Annotated in this window: 13 protein-coding genes and 1 pseudogene; 3 read left to right on the forward strand and 11 right to left on the reverse strand. The window is 68.6% G+C overall.

Translation table 11 applies throughout. The annotated features are described in order from the left end of the window. Nucleotides 1-54 precede the first annotated feature (54 nt). Nucleotides 55-930, reverse strand: a pseudogene (locus HMPREF2833_RS07235) (IS481 family transposase); the annotation flags it as partial. Between the two features lie 214 nt (nucleotides 931-1,144). Between HMPREF2833_RS07235 and HMPREF2833_RS07240 the strand changes: the two are divergent. Next, nucleotides 1,145-1,873 carry a GTP pyrophosphokinase gene (locus tag HMPREF2833_RS07240; RefSeq protein ID WP_070637184.1) on the forward strand — a complete coding sequence of 243 codons (729 nt, stop codon included), beginning with the start codon at nucleotides 1,145-1,147 and terminating at the stop codon, nucleotides 1,871-1,873. A gap of 10 nt (nucleotides 1,874-1,883) precedes the next feature. On the opposite strand, the gene HMPREF2833_RS07245 is transcribed toward HMPREF2833_RS07240, so the two are convergent. The 4 genes from HMPREF2833_RS07245 to HMPREF2833_RS07260 form a co-directional block, all read right to left on the reverse strand. Further along, nucleotides 1,884-3,068 (reverse strand): chloride channel protein, encoded by a 1,185-nt coding sequence (locus tag HMPREF2833_RS07245; RefSeq protein WP_070637186.1) that lies wholly within the window; start codon nucleotides 3,066-3,068, stop codon nucleotides 1,884-1,886. A 42-nt stretch (nucleotides 3,069-3,110) separates the two neighbouring features. After that, the gene (locus tag HMPREF2833_RS07250; RefSeq protein WP_019309724.1) at nucleotides 3,111-3,686 is read right to left on the reverse strand and encodes an HdeD family acid-resistance protein; all 576 of its coding nucleotides are present in this window, start codon (nucleotides 3,684-3,686) and stop codon (nucleotides 3,111-3,113) included. Between the two features lie 108 nt (nucleotides 3,687-3,794). Next, nucleotides 3,795-5,204: a glycosyltransferase 87 family protein gene (locus tag HMPREF2833_RS07255; protein WP_070637188.1), complete on the reverse strand. Its 1,410-nt coding sequence runs from the start codon at nucleotides 5,202-5,204 to the stop codon at nucleotides 3,795-3,797. Then, complete coding sequence (locus tag HMPREF2833_RS07260; protein ID WP_070637190.1) at nucleotides 5,185-6,492, reverse strand: glycosyltransferase family 87 protein; 1,308 nt, start codon at nucleotides 6,490-6,492, stop codon at nucleotides 5,185-5,187. The genes HMPREF2833_RS07255 and HMPREF2833_RS07260 overlap by 20 nt, the downstream gene beginning before the upstream one ends. Nucleotides 6,493-6,768: 276 nt before the next feature. Between HMPREF2833_RS07260 and mptB the strand changes: the two genes are divergently transcribed. Then, nucleotides 6,769-8,334 (forward strand): polyprenol phosphomannose-dependent alpha 1,6 mannosyltransferase MptB, encoded by a 1,566-nt coding sequence (mptB, locus tag HMPREF2833_RS07265; RefSeq protein WP_070637192.1) that lies wholly within the window; start codon nucleotides 6,769-6,771, stop codon nucleotides 8,332-8,334. A 148-nt stretch (nucleotides 8,335-8,482) separates the two neighbouring features. Here mptB and HMPREF2833_RS07270 read toward each other — a convergent pair whose 3' ends face one another. The 4 genes from HMPREF2833_RS07270 to HMPREF2833_RS07285 form a co-directional block, all read right to left on the reverse strand. Next, nucleotides 8,483-8,860 (reverse strand): RNA-binding S4 domain-containing protein, encoded by a 378-nt coding sequence (locus HMPREF2833_RS07270; protein WP_029603161.1) that lies wholly within the window; start codon nucleotides 8,858-8,860, stop codon nucleotides 8,483-8,485. A gap of 92 nt (nucleotides 8,861-8,952) precedes the next feature. Beyond that, the gene (locus HMPREF2833_RS07275) at nucleotides 8,953-10,458 is read right to left on the reverse strand and encodes an APC family permease (RefSeq protein ID WP_019309719.1); all 1,506 of its coding nucleotides are present in this window, start codon (nucleotides 10,456-10,458) and stop codon (nucleotides 8,953-8,955) included. Next, nucleotides 10,455-11,366, reverse strand: a complete 912-nt coding sequence (locus HMPREF2833_RS07280) for a universal stress protein (protein ID WP_070637194.1) — start codon at nucleotides 11,364-11,366, stop codon at nucleotides 10,455-10,457. Before HMPREF2833_RS07280 ends, HMPREF2833_RS07275 begins: the two co-directional genes overlap by 4 nt. Beyond that, on the reverse strand, nucleotides 11,363-12,823 hold the full coding sequence (locus tag HMPREF2833_RS07285; RefSeq protein WP_070637196.1) for a flavin monoamine oxidase family protein: 1,461 nt from the start codon (nucleotides 12,821-12,823) through the stop codon (nucleotides 11,363-11,365). The genes HMPREF2833_RS07280 and HMPREF2833_RS07285 overlap by 4 nt, the downstream gene beginning before the upstream one ends. Before the next feature lie 103 nt (nucleotides 12,824-12,926). Here HMPREF2833_RS07285 and HMPREF2833_RS07290 point away from each other — a divergent pair, with 103 nt between their 5' ends. Next, nucleotides 12,927-13,652 carry a TetR/AcrR family transcriptional regulator gene (locus HMPREF2833_RS07290; protein ID WP_070637197.1) on the forward strand — a complete coding sequence of 242 codons (726 nt, stop codon included), beginning with the start codon at nucleotides 12,927-12,929 and terminating at the stop codon, nucleotides 13,650-13,652. 15 nt (nucleotides 13,653-13,667) lie between these two features. Here HMPREF2833_RS07290 and HMPREF2833_RS07295 read toward each other — a convergent pair whose 3' ends face one another. Together HMPREF2833_RS07295 and HMPREF2833_RS07300 are read right to left on the reverse strand one after the other, a co-directional pair. Further along, entirely contained in the window at nucleotides 13,668-15,101 is a 1,434-nt protein-coding gene (locus HMPREF2833_RS07295) for an aminobutyraldehyde dehydrogenase (RefSeq protein ID WP_070637200.1), read from the reverse strand. 280 nt (nucleotides 15,102-15,381) lie between these two features. Continuing rightward, nucleotides 15,382-16,782 (reverse strand): YncE family protein, encoded by a 1,401-nt coding sequence (locus tag HMPREF2833_RS07300; protein WP_070637202.1) that lies wholly within the window; start codon nucleotides 16,780-16,782, stop codon nucleotides 15,382-15,384. Between the last annotated feature and the right edge of the window lie 24 nt (nucleotides 16,783-16,806).

Below are 16,806 nucleotides of genomic sequence, written 5' to 3' on the forward strand. Positions count from 1 at the left end.
CCGATGGTAGTTGAAGTGGTTCACCCACACCCCGATCGCCTCCCGGCGGGCTTACTCGCTGGGATACGGGCGGGCATAGAGCACCTCATCGGCCAGTAGCCGGTTGTAGCGCTCGAGCTTCCCGTTGTGCCGCGGGGTGTAAGGACGGATCCTCTGTTGCCTGCTGGCCAGTGCTTCCACGGTGCGGGTGAAGTCTTCGGCTCGGTAGTTGGCACCGTTGTCGGTGACTACCCGGTGGATGCGGGTGACCCCGTGGGCGACGAAGAACGCCCGTGCGCGGCAGAAGAACCCGATCGTGGTGGCTGCATTCTCATCATCGAGGGCCTCGGTGTAAGCCAGGCGGGAGAAACCGTCCACGGCCGAGTGCAGGTAGGTGTACCCCACACGCTGCTTGTGGGCGCGTTTGAATGCCAGGGCTTGTTGGGAGCCTCGCCCGTGGGCCCACCAGCCGCCACCGTCAGGGATTCTCCCGAGCTTCTTGACGTCCAGGTGGATCATGTGCCCAGCCCACCGGGCTCGGATGCGTTGGGGTGCCCGGCGCAGGTTCTCCCCGTCCGGGGTGAGATCACGCAGCCTGGAGATCCCCAACCTCCTCAACCACCGGCCCACGGTGCGCAGATGCAGCTGGTACCCCAGTCCCAGCAGATGGTGGTGGATACGGCGGGCCGACCACTTTCGGTCTCGTCGCAGGGACTCGATCTCGGCAATGATCTCAGGGTTGAGCTGGGATGGACGGGACCTGGGCCGGCTGGTGCGGTCGTGCAGGCCCGCTTCTCCTTCAGCACGGTAGCGGGTAACCCAAGTGGCCACGGTCGGTCGGGGGACCCGGAACTCCGCGGCTACGTGGGCTTGGGGTGCACCCTCGTCGAGGTGGCGCAACACCATGCGTAGACGACCGGTCGGGGTCAGGGGTGCATTAGCGTGAGTCATGAGCGGGCTCTGCTTTCTTGCGGATGGGTTGTTGAGGAACTTCCATCCTGCGGGGTAGAGCCCGCTCGTCTCACATCACCCCACCACTCGTGCCAAGAACCTCATGCCCCACAACATCTAGTGGGTGATCGCCCACTTTGGACATCGTCTGGCCCCGGTCGGCCCGTGCGTACTTCGTCGTACCCCCACCAGCAGACCGGGCGATAATAAGCGCATGGACACTCCCCAGAGCCCCGTGCTCAACGCCCTCGAGCGCTTCCACGCCACCCGCGAGGAGGTGGAGCACTTCGTGGTCACCTACCGCTCGGCGATCGACGAGATCGAGACCAAGGTCCGGGTGCTGCGCCGGGAGTTCACCTCCGTGCACGACTACAACCCGATCGAGCACGTCAGCAGCCGGCTCAAGGGCCTCGACAGCCTGCACCGCAAGGCGGAGTCCCGCGGCCTGAACAGCCTCGCGGAGATCAAGGTCAACCTCACGGACATCGCCGGTGTGCGGATCACGTGCTCGTTCGCCCACGACGTCTACCGGGTCCGGGACATGCTGTGCTCCCAGGAGGACCTCACGCTCGTGCAGGAGAAGGACTACATCCGGGAGCCCAAGGAGAGCGGGTACCGCAGCCTGCACCTGATCGTGAAGGTGCCGGTGTTCCTGTCCTCCCGGGTGGAGGTCGTTCCCGTGGAGGTGCAGATCCGCACCATTGCCATGGACTTCTGGGCCAGCCTGGAGCACAAGATCCACTACAAGCTCGCGGGCGAGGTCCCCGAGGACCTCCGCAGGCGCCTGATCAGTGCCGCGGACACCGCCGCCGCCATGGACGCCGAGATGGAGGCGCTGCACCACGAGATGCGCCAGTTGAAGGAGGTGAACCGGGACGGGGTGGACCCCATCGTGGGTCAGATGCTGCGCACCCTGTCCCTGTTCGAGCGCGAACGGCAGTGAGTCCCGCCGGTCAGTGCACCGGCGCCGGATCCGGCGTGATCGCGTAGAAGATCAGCCCCACGGCGGTCCCCATGATGGCCGCGGGGATCGCCACGCCACCGCTCACCAGCAACACGATGATGAACACCGCGGTGGGCTTGCGCATCCCCACGGTGGCCGCGGCGGCCATGCCCGCCACGGCGGCCGCCTCCACGGGCAGGTCCAGGAACGAGCACGCCAGGACCCCCACGGCGGATCCCGCCAGGACGAGCGGGAAGAAGTCTCCGCCCAGCCAGCCGGTGTTGAGGTTGATGGCGGTGGCCACCATCTTCAGCAGTGCGATCCCGAGCAGCGCCCACCACGCACCGGCGCTCACGAGCTCCAGCACCCCGCCCACGTCCTCGTGGCCCGAGAAGCGGATCTGCGGCACCGCCGTGGCCATCGCCGCGAAGACGACCGTGCCCGCCATGATGCGCACCCAGGGGCGGGTGATCTTCGCCGCAAGGGCGCCGATCGGCCCGCGGACGGCGATGTAGAACAGCGCGAGCAGGGAACCGAAGAGGGCGGCGACGGCGCTGGCAGCCACGTCCCGCACGCTCAGGTCCACGTGCTGCAGACCCAGGGTGAGACCCGGTGCGGAGAAGAGGTCGTGGACCAGCAGGAAACTGATGAAGCCCACGGCGCCCGCGATGATGTTCGCGAGGCTCGCGGCCTTCTCCTTGCGGTCCGGTTCGAACAGCGTGGAGCCCGTGGGTGCCCCGTACAGCGCGCCGAGCGAGGCCGAGGTGCCGGTCTGCCCGATCAGGCGCTCCTCCTCCTCGTTGCGCGCCACCCGGGTGGTCACGAGCGCGGAGATCTCCCCCATGACCGCGATCAGGCTGGCCTCGGGTCCGATCGCTCCGCCGAAGCCCACGGCCACCACGCCCCGCAGCGCCATGAAGGCGGTGCGGCGCCGGTGCAGGCTGACGGGGTCCGCGGCGTCGCTGACCTGCTCGATGAGACCCTCATCCGCTGCCCAGTGGTGCAGGACGGCGAGGATCGCGCCGCCGGTGAGGATGATGAGCGGGATCAGCCAGCGGGCGTCGGTGGAGCTCCAGATCGCGTGCTGGATCGAGTGCATCAGCCCGAGCGTCACCGCCGCCACGGCACCGCCGAGGATGCCCTGCCCCACGGCGATGGCCAGGGAGCGGCGGGTCAGCGCGGTTGTTCTGAACACGGTGCGGATCCTCGAGGGGCAGCGGGAAGAGGGGAAGGACCGTCAGACGCCGGCGCGGGACGCGGAGGCGTTCGCCTGCTCCATCTTCTTGCGCTGCGAGCGCACGGTGAACCCGGCGACGACCAGGGCAACGCCCCACGCGATGGCCAGGATGCCCAGCCAGAGGGTGATGGTGAGAGCACCGACACCCGGGTTGACCATGAACAGCACGCCGCCGATGATCCACAGGACGGCGCTGATGATCAGCCAGACGCGGGACTTCTTCCCGGCGGTTCCCTTGATGCCGGCCACGAGATCAACGACGCCGCGGATCAGCAGCCAGATGCCGATCAGGAACGTGAAGGTGGCCACGCCGGCGAAGGGGTGGATCAGGGCGGCGATGCCCACGATCACACCGATGATGCCCGCCATGATCCCCAGCCCACGACCGTGCGCGGACTTCCCGCGGAACACCGCGATGAGCATGGTCACGCCCTCGATCAGGGCGTAGGCGCCCCAGATCATCACGAGCGCCACGGCGGTCCCCATGGGAACCAGTACGGTGATGATGCCCAGGAGGGCGGCCATGGCTCCCATGGTGATGAGGATGCCGGCGCTGCGCTGGGGAACGGCCTTCATGGAGGACTCCGATCGTCGAGGGGGTCGTGCCCCCATGGGCACACCTTTAGCGTAACAGCGGGGCCTTGGCAACAGCTGTGGACGGTCCTCCGTAACGAGGGGAAACGGTCAGGCCGCAGGCGGGGCCACGGCCCCGGGCGCGACCCGGTCCGGTGCATCCACCCGCGCCCGGGTGCCCAGCTGCCAGATCCGGCGCACGGTCCACACCAGCAGGGCCACCAGCAGCGCGTTGCGCGTGGTGAGCACCGCGGCCATGACCGGGTTCGCGTGGATCAGCGGCGTGTAGAACAGCGGGTAGATCACGAACGTGGTGGCGGCGATCCCCAGGGTCAGCAGCGCGGGGGTGCGCCACCGCACGCGGTCGTGGAGCAGGCCCACCATGATCACGGGAGCCAGCCACACCATGAACTGCGGGGAGCCCACCTTGTTGAACACGATCAGCACGAGGGTGAGCAGCAGGGTGCCCGCGTAGACGAGCCGCCCGCGGTCCGCGCCTCGGCGCAGCGCCCGGATCAGCAGGGCCGCGGACAGCACCACTGCCACGAGCAGCAGGGGCTGCATGAGGGAGGCCATGGTCTCCACCCCCGGGCCGTAGACCTCGGTGGAGTTGATCGCGGTGTTGTCCGCGATCCGGAAGCCCTCGATGCCGAGCGCCGCACCCCACACCCACGGGGTGGAGAACGTGGCCTCGAGCTGCATCCCGCGGGAACCCTGGTTCAGCGCGAAGTCCGCGATCTTGTCGATGCCCCCGAGCACGAGCACGCCCGCGACCACCGCGGCGGTCACGGCCACGCCTGCCAGCACCACGCGCACCCGCTGGCGCAGCGCGACCACCATGGCCAGGATCGCGGCCGCGGGCCACACCTTGATCCACGTGGCCACGCTCAGCAGCGCGGAACCGACCGCGGGTCGGCGCACCGCGTAGAGCAGCCCCACGAGCATGATGGGCGCCGCCACGCCCTCCACGCGGGCGAAGCTCAGGTAGCCCATGAACACGGTGAACACCACCCACCACCAGCCGGCCACCACCGCGCCGCGCCGGCGGCTCTGCACCGCGGAGCTGCCGTGGGGGTCACCCGCGTCCGTCCCCGCGTGGACGACGCCGCCCGGGCCGTCCCCCACCAGCTCGGGCAGCTCGCCGCGCGCCGGGCGGTGGGCGCGGTGCAGCAGGAACCACATGGCCACGGCGTTGAGCGCGGTGATCATGAGCGTCCAGCCCAGGAGGTAGAGGTCGTGGCCCATGACCCGGGGCAGGAAGATGAACACCTGGGCGAGCACGGGGTACACCCACGGGCTCACGGAGTCCTCGACCGGGGCGTTGTAGCCCGCCATGGCCCACTCGCGGTACTGCTCGGTGTCGCTGAACGCCCAGCCGTGCAGGAAGAACGAGGCCATCCAGCCCAGGAAGTACAGGTGCACCACGGCAAAGCCGCACCACACCGCGGCCGGGCGCACGAGCCACGCGCCCGCGCGGGAACGGGACCCGGCGGCGTCGGCCTCAGCCCTGCGGGGACGCAACCGGCGCCTCCTTCGGAACGGAACCCAGGCGGTGCAGCCGGCGCGCGGACCACCACATGAGCACCACGAGCAGCGCGTTGCGGAAGGTGAGCACCGCGGCCATGAACGGGTTGTTGTGGCTCAGGGCCGTGTAGAAGAGGGGGTAGATCAAGAAGGTGGCGATCCCGATCAGCACGGCGAGCACCGCAGGGGTGCGCCACACGCGCCAGTCGTGCACCAGGCCCACCGCGATCACGGGGCCCAGCCACACCATGAACTGCGGCGAGCCCACCTTGTTGAACACGATGAACGCGGTGACCATGGTCAGGGACCCGGCCAGGAACAGGGCGGTGCGGTCCAGCCGGCCGGCGTTCACGCCGCGGTGCAGCCCGCGCAGGATCAGCCAGACCACCGCGAGGGCCGCGAGCAGCAGCAGCGGCTGCATGAGCTTGGACATCACCTCCGAGCCGGGGCCGTCCACCTGCATGGAGTTGATGTCCGTGTTCATGTACATGTGGGAGTCGCCGATGTGCAGCACGGACAGCCACAGCCACGGCGTGGTGAAGGTGGCCTCGAGCTGCATGCCCCGGTCACCCTGCTGCGTGGCGAAGTCCGCGATCTTCTCCACCGAGCCCGACGCCGCCGCCACGCCCACCGCGCCCAGCGTCACCAGGACGCCGGCGAGCAGGACGGCGCCGCGGCGTCGTGCGGCGCTCAGCAGGGCGAGGACCACCGCGGCCGGCCAGACCTTGATCCACGTGGCAACGCTCAGCACTGCGGACGCCGCGAAGGGGCGGGAGACGCCGTAGACCAGGCCGATCAGCACGATCGGCGCGGTGAGCCCGTCCACGCGGGCGAAGCCCAGCCAGCCCATGAGCAGGATGAACAGGAGCCACCACCAGCCGGCGGGCAGGGCGGCACGGTTGCGGCCCCAGTCCGTGAGCTTGCCCATGGCCAGGGCGTCCAGCACCGTGATGATCAGGACCCACAGGAAGAAGAACGGGCCGGGGCCGAAGGCGTAGGCGACGGCCATGGGGATCTGCGCGAGCACGGGGTACACCCACGGGCTCGGGCCGGAGGGCAGGTTGGCCTCGTCGAAGCCGGCGGCGGCCCAGTCCCGGTAGATGTTGGTGTCGCTGAAGGCGTTGCCCTGCAGGGACACGATCAGCGCGAAGACCAGGAAGCCCACGTGCACCACCAGGAACCCCACCAGCAGACCGCGGGGGGTCATGAGCGCCTGCTGCCAGCGCCGGGGGATCACGGCATCGCGGAACCGGGTGAGGGCCGCGAAGTATTTCTCAGTGGGCACGAATGGGTCCTTGTCCGACGGCGTGACGTGGGGTGTTCAGGCGGGGTGGCGCCTGCCGGTGCCGGTCGCTCGAGGGCGCTCCGGCGGCATGGGGCGCACGCGTGGTGCCCCCCGCCCTCAGAGTCTATGGGGCCGCGCCGGGCAGCGGTTGTCCTGCCCCGCCGAATCCCCCGGAAGATTGCCGGGTGGCGGGGAGGCCGTCCTGTAAAGTCGAGGGGCGGAGCCGCTGAACACCTCGGCTCGCCCACCGCTGGTTGGCCGAGGGGGTTGGAGTCCATGACCGCGTCAGCTTCTGCCGCCCCGCCCGCGGGACCGCACACCGGATCGACCGCCACCATCGAGCTGCACGCCCGCGTGGCCGTGATTCAGGGCGTGATCGGTTCGGTCATGATGTTCCTGGGTTCCCTGGGGACCGGGTGGATCGCCAACGGCTCCCCCATGGTCCGCCACCCCCTGATCATCGAGCTGCGCGTGAACGTGTGGGGGGTCTACGCGTGCACCGCCCTGCTGACCCTGGGCGCCATGCTGCTCATCCGCTCGTGGCTGCGGCTCGGGCAGCGGCTGCGGGGCTGGCCCCCGGGCTCCCAGCGCACCGTCACCACGGCCATCGTGGCGTGGTCGCTTCCTCTGCTGTTCGCCGTGCCCATCTACTCCCGGGACGTCTACGCCTACATCGGCCAGGGGCGGCTCATGCTGGCCGGCCAGGACCCGTACACGGAGGGCATCTCCTCCCTGGACAACTGGTTCATGCTGGGCGCGGACCCGGAGTGGGCCGAGGCCCGCACCCCCTACGGGCCGTACTTCCTGTGGATCGCCGCCGCGGTGGTCAAGATCACCGGCGCGCAGCCGGACCTCTCCGTCATGCTCTTCCGGCTCGTGGCCTGCGTGGGCGTGGCGCTGTGCGTGGTCTACGTGCCCAAGCTCGCCCGGCTGCACAGCGTCAACGGCGCCCGCGCCCTGTGGATCTCCGTGGCCAACCCGCTGTTCCTCATCAGCTTCGTGGCCAGTGCCCACAACGACGCCCTCATGGTCGGCCTCGCCGTGGCCGGTGTGTACTTCGCGGCCACAAAACATCCCATCATCGGAATACTCCTGGTGACGGGGTCCATCGGCATCAAACCCATCACCATTCTGCTGCTGCCGTTCGTCGGGCTGCTGTGGGCGGGCAAGGGGGCCTCCTGGCCGCGCCGCTTCCTGATCTGGGCGGCCACGGCATCCCTCAGCTTCGGCGTGCTGGCGGTCAGCGGGCTGGTGGACGGCCTGGGGCTCGGCTGGACCTGGGCGCTGCTGGACCCCACCCCCGGCTACACGGGCTACTCGCCCTCCGGGTTCCTGGGGCAGCAGGTGGAGCAGCTGGGCAACGCACTGGGCCTGCACGGCGACCAGCTGGCCCAGCAGTTCCGCCGCCTGCTCCAGGGCAGCGCGATCATCATCGTGCTGGTGCTCATGTTCGTGGGCGGGGACCGCAAGATCGTGCGCCGCATGGGCACCTCCTTCGCGGCCGTGGTGCTGCTCTCCCCCATCATCCAGCCCTGGTACATCCTGTGGTTCCTGCCCTTCCTGGCCGCCACCGGCATCAAGGACAACTGGCAGATCCGCAGCATCTACATCGTGATCACGTTCTTCGTGGTCTTCGGCGCGCAGGACCAGCTCTCCGTGTGGCCGTTCATCGACCTCCGGGTGAGCGTGTCCCAGGTGGCGTTCGTGATCGCCGTGGCCTTCACCCTCTACCTCGCCCTGCTCGACCGCCGCACCCGCACCCTCCTCACGCACGGCGGGTGGCAGGGCTGGTTCGGGCCCGGGGCCGCTCAGCCGTCCACGGAGCTGCGCTGGCCGAGCTGAGACCGGGGGACGACGACGCCGCGCGGCCGGGTTCCGCACGGGCCGTCTCCGGGTGCCGGGTTGCGGCTGTTCCCGGTGGGCGGTCAGCCCGTGGCCTATACGCTCTGGCACGGGACCGCGCCGAGGTTCGGCGCTCTCCGCGCCGCGTCTAGCTCAGCCCCCGCAGCCGCTCCAGCTCCCGGCGGTCCTTCTTGGTGGGTCGGCCTGCACCCCGGTCCCGGCGAGCCACCGGCACGCTGAGCTCCGCGGGGCGCGGCGGTGAGTGGTCCACGTAGCACTTCACGGCCACCGGGGCGCCCACGCGCTTGACGATCAACCGGGTGGCCTCGAACTCCTGCTGCCACCCCGGGCGCTTTACACTCACCCTGTCCCCCACGCGCACCGGCTGGGCCGCCTTCACGGGGGCGCCGTTGAGCCGGACGTGCCCGGCACGGCACCCCTGGGTGGCGGAGGAACGGGTTTTGAACAGCCGGACGGACCACAGCCACACGTCCAGGCGCACACTCGCGGGATCATTGGTGGGCATGGATCCACGGTACTCCGCAGCATGCCTCTCGGCCCCCTGCGGGTACGGAGCGCCCGGGCGGGTTGCGCCGCCCGGGCACCGCCGCGTCGTCGTCAGTCCACGACCGGGAGCTCCGTGGTCTCGAAGCGCTCCTGGAAGAACTCCCGGTTGCGCAGGAACTGCGTGAGCATCACGACGATGCCCAGCAGGAGGATCCCGGCGCCGAGGATGAAGACGAGCCCCACTCCGCCGATCTGGGAACCCGATCCGTAGTCCGGATCCATTGAGTCGATGGAGGTCTGCACGAAGAACATCAGCAGCAGAACGCCGCCCAGCAGAGGACACACCAGGTTGACCAGGCAGCTCTTGACGGAGCGGAACCACGACCTGCGGAAGTACCACACGCACGCGAGCGCGGTGACGCCGTAGTAGAAGCAGACCATCATGCCCAGAGCCGTGATGGTGTCCCACAGGACGTCCTCGCTGACCACCCTCATGAACGTGTAGAACAGCGAGGAGACCACCGCCGCCGCCACCGTGGCGAACCCTGGTGACTGGAAGCGGGGTGTGATGCGGGCGAAGCGCCGAGGTAGCGCCCCGTAGTACCCCATGGCCAGCAGAGTGCGCGCCGGCGAGACGAAGGTGGACTGCAACGAGGCCGCGGACGAGGACAGCACGGCCAACGACAACAGGATCGCCGCCGGACCCATGACAGGACCCGCGAGAGCGGCGAACACGTTCTCCTGGATCTCCGGGTTGTTCAGTCCCACCCCGGTGTCCGACAAGCCGGCGAAGCTCAGCACCGCGAGACCCACGAGCATGTACAGCACCACGATGGAGAAGATGGTGGCCAGTGCCGCACGACCCGGAGTGGTGGACGCCCCCTTGGTCTCCTCGTTGATGGTGAGGACCACGTCCCACCCCCAGTAGATGAAGACGGACAGTGACACCCCGGCCGCGAAGGCGGACAGCGACTCCACCCCGAAGGGGTTGAACCATTCCGACTGGATGGCGATCCCGCCGGCAGCCGTCCCACGAGCCACGTGCACCAGCGCGGCCACGGAGAACCACACCAGGATGACGAGCTGGAACGCCACCAGCACGTACTGCACCTTCTTGGTGGTCTCCATTCCCCGGTAGGAGATCCAGCACGCGCCAGCCATGAACACCAGGCAGGTGAGGATGTTGACGGGCACGTTGGACGCGAGATCGGCGATCTCCTCCCGCCCTGTGAGCTGGGCGATCATGAGGTAGAAGAAGTCCACCGCGATCCCGGCCAGATTGGAGAGCACCAGGATGGTGGCTGCGAGCAGGCCCCATCCGCCCATCCACCCGACCCACGGGCCGAAGGCCTTGGAGGACCAGGTGAACGTGGTTCCGGAGTCCGGCATGGCTCTGTTCAGCTGCCGGTACCCCACCGCCACCAGGAGCATCGGGATGAACCCGACCAGGAAGATGGCCGGGAGATGTGTTCCCACGGCCGCAGCCGTGGGTCCCAGAGCACCAGAGAGCGTGTAGGCGGGGGCTATGCAGGACATGCCGATGACCACAGCGCCGAGCAGACCCACGGACCCGGAGCTCAGACCCTTGCGGGTGTCGTTGTCCTCAGCAGTACTCATGAGTCGGCCCCTTCCTCGGACGCGCGCAGGGGCAGCACGATCATGGGAATGGGCAGGTGACGCAGGATCCTTGCGGTCGTTGCCCCCAAGAAGGTCTGTCGGTCACCGGCGAGGCGGGAGGACCCCACCATGAGCACCGAGTCTGGTTCCCAGTCCATCGTGCTGACGGCCCTCTTGAGGTTCTTGCCGTGGGCCACTTTCACGGACACGGGGCAGTCCGTGCTGATGCGCTGGGCCGCCTCCTCGAGGCTCTCCTCCACGCGGGCGATCGCCTCCCCCGGCGCTCCAGCCACCTGGTCCAGCGGCAGGAAGCTGAGCAGGCTCAGATCGAGTCCGCTGCGGGACACCGCTTCCTGCGCCTCCGACATGATCCGCTGCGCACCGGGACGGGTTCCGATGCCCGCATAGAGCCTCGAGATGCCCTCCCCTCCCTTGTAACCGCGCGGTGCAAGCGCCACCGGGACACCGGCACGGTGGAGGAGAGTGTCCGTCACCGGCCCCACGGAGAACTTGGCCGTGTAGGTTCCGCTCGCGGCACCCACCACCACCAATGAGGCAGAGAACTCCGTCACCGCATCCAGCAGACCCGCGGCGACCGAGCGGGATGTGCGCAGGTGTGATCGAGCCACGACCCCCTGCGGAACCAGCTCCATGGCCTCCTGCAGCCATGCCGCCGCCTGTTTCCGGATCATGGGCGACACGTCTCCGACCGGCGGGTACACCTGCGAGTGGGGGTCGTCCTGCCGGAGGATGCACACGATGTCCAGCTCCGCCCGGAAGGCCTTGGCCAGCGCTGCCGCCAGACGGAGGGCATCCTTGCTGCGCTTGTCACCGTTGTACCCGACCACGTAGTGCGACGTGCGCACCCCGGGCTGCTCGGCGGCGGCAGAACGGCTCTTCCGGTTCATTGCCCACCCCGGATGTCCACGATCTGCGACGCCGCCAGCGCACCCTGTCGTAACGCACCGTCCACGTGCTGGTAGCCCTCTGCCGCGAGGTCGGAGCAGGCCCAGCGGATGGGACCCACGGGCTCGGACTGAATGGCCCCGTAGCGGTGCAGGCCACCGAGGTCGTAGGACGCCGCGTACGCTCCGCGGGTCCACTCCTCGGAGCCGAAGTCGGACTCGTAGTAGACCACCGGGTTCTTGGCCTCCTCACCCAGGTAGTGGGAGAGTGACTCCAATACCAGGCGCTTGCGCTCCTCTGCGGGGAGCCGGAAGACCTCGTCGGCCTTCTCGTCAGAGACGAAGCCCACCAGGGTTCCGCGCTCGTCCTCGTGGTTGGTGTTGTCGTAGACCTCCTGAGACAGTTCGTGCGCGCAGAAGCCCGTTCCAGAGAGACCCTTCTCTCGCCAGAACGGCGTCTCGTACACGGCGTGGATCTTGATCACGATGCCGAGCGACTGGTGCTGGTGCATCTGGTGCTGGGCCCGCGGCAGGGGAGGCTCGAAGGAGATCCGCGAGTACAGGTTCGGCGGCACGGCCACCACCACGTCCTTAGCCTTGACGGTCACGCGGTCGGAGAGCACACGCACCGTGAAGTCGGGGTCGTGCTCCTCGTAGGTCTCGTCCTCCCCAGCCCACTGGATGGTGCGCACCGGGGAGTTGAGGAACACCGAGGCACCGGTGTCACCCGTCAGGACTTCCGTGCCGGAGTCCACGCCCAGCTGCTCGGCCATCGTCACGGAGACCGACTGCATCCCGCCCACCACGCGGCGGTCCAGGATGAAGTCCTCGTCCACCAGGTTGGAGAACGAGCCTGCGGAGGCGGCCATGAGCACGGCCTGCAGAGCTGAGAACGCGTGGGACGGCTTGGTGAGCATGCCACCGGCGATGAAAATGCCGATGTTGTTGCACGCCTCCTCGTCGTCCGAGTTCTGCCGCAGCCAGTCCTTGAAGGACACGGTGTCCAGCTCACGAGCCCTGGGATGGGCCCACGGCTCGGTGGGTCCGATCTCGGCGGCAAGATCGTCCATCAGCTGGATGAGCCGGTCCATCTCCTTCTCCGTGCCCTCGGAGGTGGGGAACATGTGGCCGTCGTACAAGTGCCGGGATCCGTCCGGCGCGATGTAGACGGACTGGCCCTCGCGGTAGCGCTCGAACGTGGTGAGCCCGAGCTCGTCCACCAGGGAGAGCAGCTCGGTCTGGTCGGGGGAGATCCACTGGCCGCCGATCTCCAGGAACGCCCCGTCAATGGTGTTGGACCAGGTTCGGCCGCCCACGCGGTCGCGGGCTTCCAGGACCGCCACGGACTTGCCGGCCTGGGACAGTCGGCGTGCAGCCATGAGGCCTGCTGGGCCGGCGCCCACGACCACGACGTCGCGTTCGATGGCTTCGGTGGAGCCTACGGTGCGTTGTTCAGACATTTCGGTGTCCTTTCGAGAGAATATGAAGGATATTCATTTACAAGACGCGTGCCGGTGCCCGGTCGCGCGGTGCGCGATGCGTCGTCGGGCACGTCAGGGCCGCATGAGCGGCCGGTCAGGAGAAGCTGTGGAGCAGGACCGTCCCCCGAGACCGCGAGGGCGACCCAAGAGCCCTGTACTCACCCAGCGAAAAATTGCTGCCGCCGCCGTGACGTTGATCCAGACCCGCGGTTATCGCGCCTTGACCATGTCCGCGCTCGCCACTCAACTGGGGGTCTCGGCCTCTGCGCTCTACAACCATGTGGGCTCCAAACGGGACATCATGATCCTGGTCCAGGACCGGGTGAACATGGAGATCGACTGCTCCGCCTTTGAGACGGAGCCGTGGGATGTGGCTCTGGGGCAGTGGGCCCGTTCCTACCGGCACGTCTACACACGGAACATCCCACTAATCCCTGTGATGTCCGTGCTCCCCGTGGCTGACTCCCCTCACACCCTGGCGATGTACGAGAAGGTGTCTGCGGGTCTCGTGCGCGCCGGCTGGCCCGAGTCCTGGGTGGTCAACACGGTGGTGGCGGTGGAGTCCCTCGTGTTCGGCTCTGCCTACGACGCCACGGCGCCGGAGAACATCTTTGATCCCGGGCGATTGTCGGAGATCGCCCCGGTCTTCTCCGCCGCCGTCTCACAGAGAAACCTCACGGTGATCTCGTCTGACGGGAGGCGGGCCGCGGGTTCCGGCGCCGATGCGGCGTTCGACGTCGCCCTGCGGAGCCTGATCGCGGGGTTCCGGCAGGAGCTGGAGACGCTGCGTCCATCGGAGAACGACTAACGCAACGCCCCCACCTCAGACCTCGAGGGAGTGCATCACGTGCTTCACGCGCGTGTACTCCTCCACCGAGTACAGGGAGAGGTCCTTGCCGTAGCCCGAGTTCTTGAAACCGCCGTGGGGCATCTCGGAGACGAGCAGCATGTGCGTGTTGACCCACACGCACCCGAAGTCGAGATCGCGACTCACCCGCATGGCAGTCCCGTGGTCCGAAGTCCACACGCTGGAGGCCAGTGCATAGGGCACGTCGTTGGCCATCTCCACGGCCTCCTGCTCCGTGGTGAACTTCTGCACGGTGAGAACGGGGCCGAAGGTCTCCTCCTGCACCAGCTGGTCGTCCTGCCGGACGTCCGTGATGATGGTGGGCTGAATGAAGAAGCCGTCCGAGTCGGCCACGGGTCCGCCACCGGTGACCACGGACGCGTGAGCCGGGATGTTCCCGAGCTTGGCCTTCACATCGTTGAAGTGGCGGACGTTGTTGAGCGGCCCGAAGGCGTTCTTGGACTCGTCCGGATTGCCCGTAACCGTGTTCTCCGCCTGCTCCGCCAGGAGCTTGACGAGTTCGTCGTGCGCGCTCGCCTCCACCAGGATGCGGGTGACAGCGGTGCAGTCCTGGCCTGCGTTGAACGTTCCGTACTGCACGAGCTGTTCAGCGGTGCGCTCCAGGTCTGCATCGGCGAACACGACGGCGGGTGCCTTGCCGCCGAGCTCGAGGTGCGTACGCTTGAGCCCTTCGGAGGCAGCCCGGGCGACCGCCCGACCCGCGCGCACCGAGCCGGTGATCGACACCATGGCCGGGGTGGGGTGCGTGGTGAGCAGCTCCCCCGTTCCCGCATCTCCCAGCACGACGTTGAGCACGCCCGCGGGGAGGATCTCTCCCGCCAGACGCGCCAGCACGAGGGTGGACTCGGGCGTGGTGTCACTGGGCTTGAGCACGATCGGGTTGCCGGCCGCGAGCGCGGGACCGATCTTCCAGATGCCCATCAGCAGGGGGTAGTTCCACGGTGCGACCTGAGCGACCACACCCACGGGTTCACGGCGCACGTACGACGTGTTCTCGGACATGTACTCCATGGCTGCGCGGCCCTCGAGGGTGCGTGCGGCCCCGGCAAAGAAACGCAGGTTGTCGGTGCCCGCGTCCACTTCCTCCTCCGCGATCTGGGCTCGCGGCTGACCGGTGTTGCGGTGCTGGGCCTCCACCAGCTCGTCCCGGTGCTCCTGCAGCGCGTCCGCGAGCTTGAGGAGCGCTTCCTGCCGCTCTGCGGGGGTGGTTTTCCTCCAGGTTCTGGACGCCGTCGACGCCGCCTCGAAGGCGGCATCGATGTCCTGCTGGTCGGACACCGGCGACACGGCCACCGTCCGCCCAGTGGCGGGATCGACGATGTCCAGCGTCTTCTCCCCGTGGGCAGGCACGAAGTGCCCGTCGATGAAGTTCTGCAATGTGTCGGCCATGGTGGTCTCCTCCGTGGGACGGCGGGCGTCCGGTGAACGCTGCGCTCGTACCCGTGCTTCCTGGAACGCGGGGTCGAGCGCTCATGTCGTGTGCATCACTATAAATGATCGACGTTCATTTATGAACCCACCCACACAGCCGCAACGCCGCCGGGATTCCCTTCCCCGGCGGCGTCGCCGTGTTCTGCACCGGCCTCAGCCATGATGCCCAGCGGGACCGAGCCGCCCCGAGACCACCCCGGGCAGCCGCCGCACCCCCGCGGCCCAGTGGCCGTCCACCTCAGTGACCGTGCGACGCATCCCCGTGGTGCCCCTCGGAGCCGTGGCTGTGGCCCTTGCCAGATACAGCCCCCGCGCCCTCCGGCTTCCCCGTGGTCACCGCCAGCTCCACCGGGGTCTGCGGCAGGTCGATGCTCTTGGCCACCGTTCCGGCACCCAGGTCCACCACGTGCAGCTTCCGGTGCTCGGCGTCCGTGACGTACGCCTTATCCCCGGCCACCTTGACCGCGGGCCCGGGCTGCTGCCAGTCGTCCTTCTCCTGCCACGGCGAGACCACGGGGATCCGTTTCGTGATCTTCCCGGTGTCCGGCTCGATCACCGCGAGCTTGCCGTCGTACGTGAGCACGAGTCCCTCGCCGTGGGGTCCGCGGGCCAGGGAACGGAACCAGTAGGAGGAGCCCAGGTCCACGAGCTTGTGCGAGTCGTTGCGGGTGTCGAACAGTGCCACCCGGGTGGGGTGCTCGTGCTCCGCGTCCTTGTCCACCTTGTAGTCGCCGAGCACGATCGGGGACGCCTCCGAGCCCGCCAGGTTCCCGGAGCGCGCGTAGGCGTCCTTCACGGGCACCTTGTGGAACGCCCCGTCCCGGTACACCACGGGCCCGTTCTCGCAGCCGACCATGACGGTGTCCGTGCGCTTGCCGGGCGCCGCCGCGGCCTCCCCGTGCACGCCGGGGCAGTCGGTGGTCTCCGCCCTGACGGAGCCGTCCGGTGCGAGCACCTGCGCGGTGTGCCGCTCGTCCTCGGTGCCCTGCGTGGTGAACAGGGTGCCGTCGGAGAGTTCCAGCGCCACACCGTGGTGCGGTGCCTTCGTCGCCCGCTTCTCCACCGAGGGCTCGCCCTTCTCCTTGAGCGCCTCGGATGCGAAGGTCTGGATGGACCCGTCTCCGTCCCCGAACAGAGTGGTCTTCCCGTCGTGCACCACCACGTGCCCCGCGTGGGGAGCGGCGAACGTGCGGCCGGTCAGCGCGGGCGCCGACTCGTAGTAGTGGTGGTGGTCGCCGTGCGCCTGGGCCTCCAGCCCGGTGTCGAAGACCTTGAACTCGTCCCCGTCCGACACCATCACGTGCCGCCCGTCGCCCGCGTCGTTGAGCCGCAGGAACCCGTCCTCCGCGACGTCCTCCACCACCTCCCCGGACTCGGTGTCCACGGTGAGCAGCCCGCCCTCGTAGGCGAGCACCGCGCGCGGCGCCAGGTGCGAGACCTCCTTCGCGGCCGGCGTCACTTTCTCGCTGGGGCTCCCCGTGGACGACGACGCCGCCCCGCCACCCTGCGCGCACCCGCTCAGCAGCAGCGCGGTCACCCCCAGGCAGGTCACCGCCAGGGGCAGGGGAGCGTTGCGCCGCGCAGAGGAGGCAGCGGTGGATCGACGGGCAGTGGGACCGGGGTCGCGTGGTGTGTGCATGGCGGAACCGTAGCATTACATGAG

Origin of the sequence: Kocuria sp. HMSC066H03, assembly GCF_001812045.1 — a bacterium.
GTDB classification, from domain to species: domain Bacteria; phylum Actinomycetota; class Actinomycetes; order Actinomycetales; family Micrococcaceae; genus Kocuria; species Kocuria rhizophila.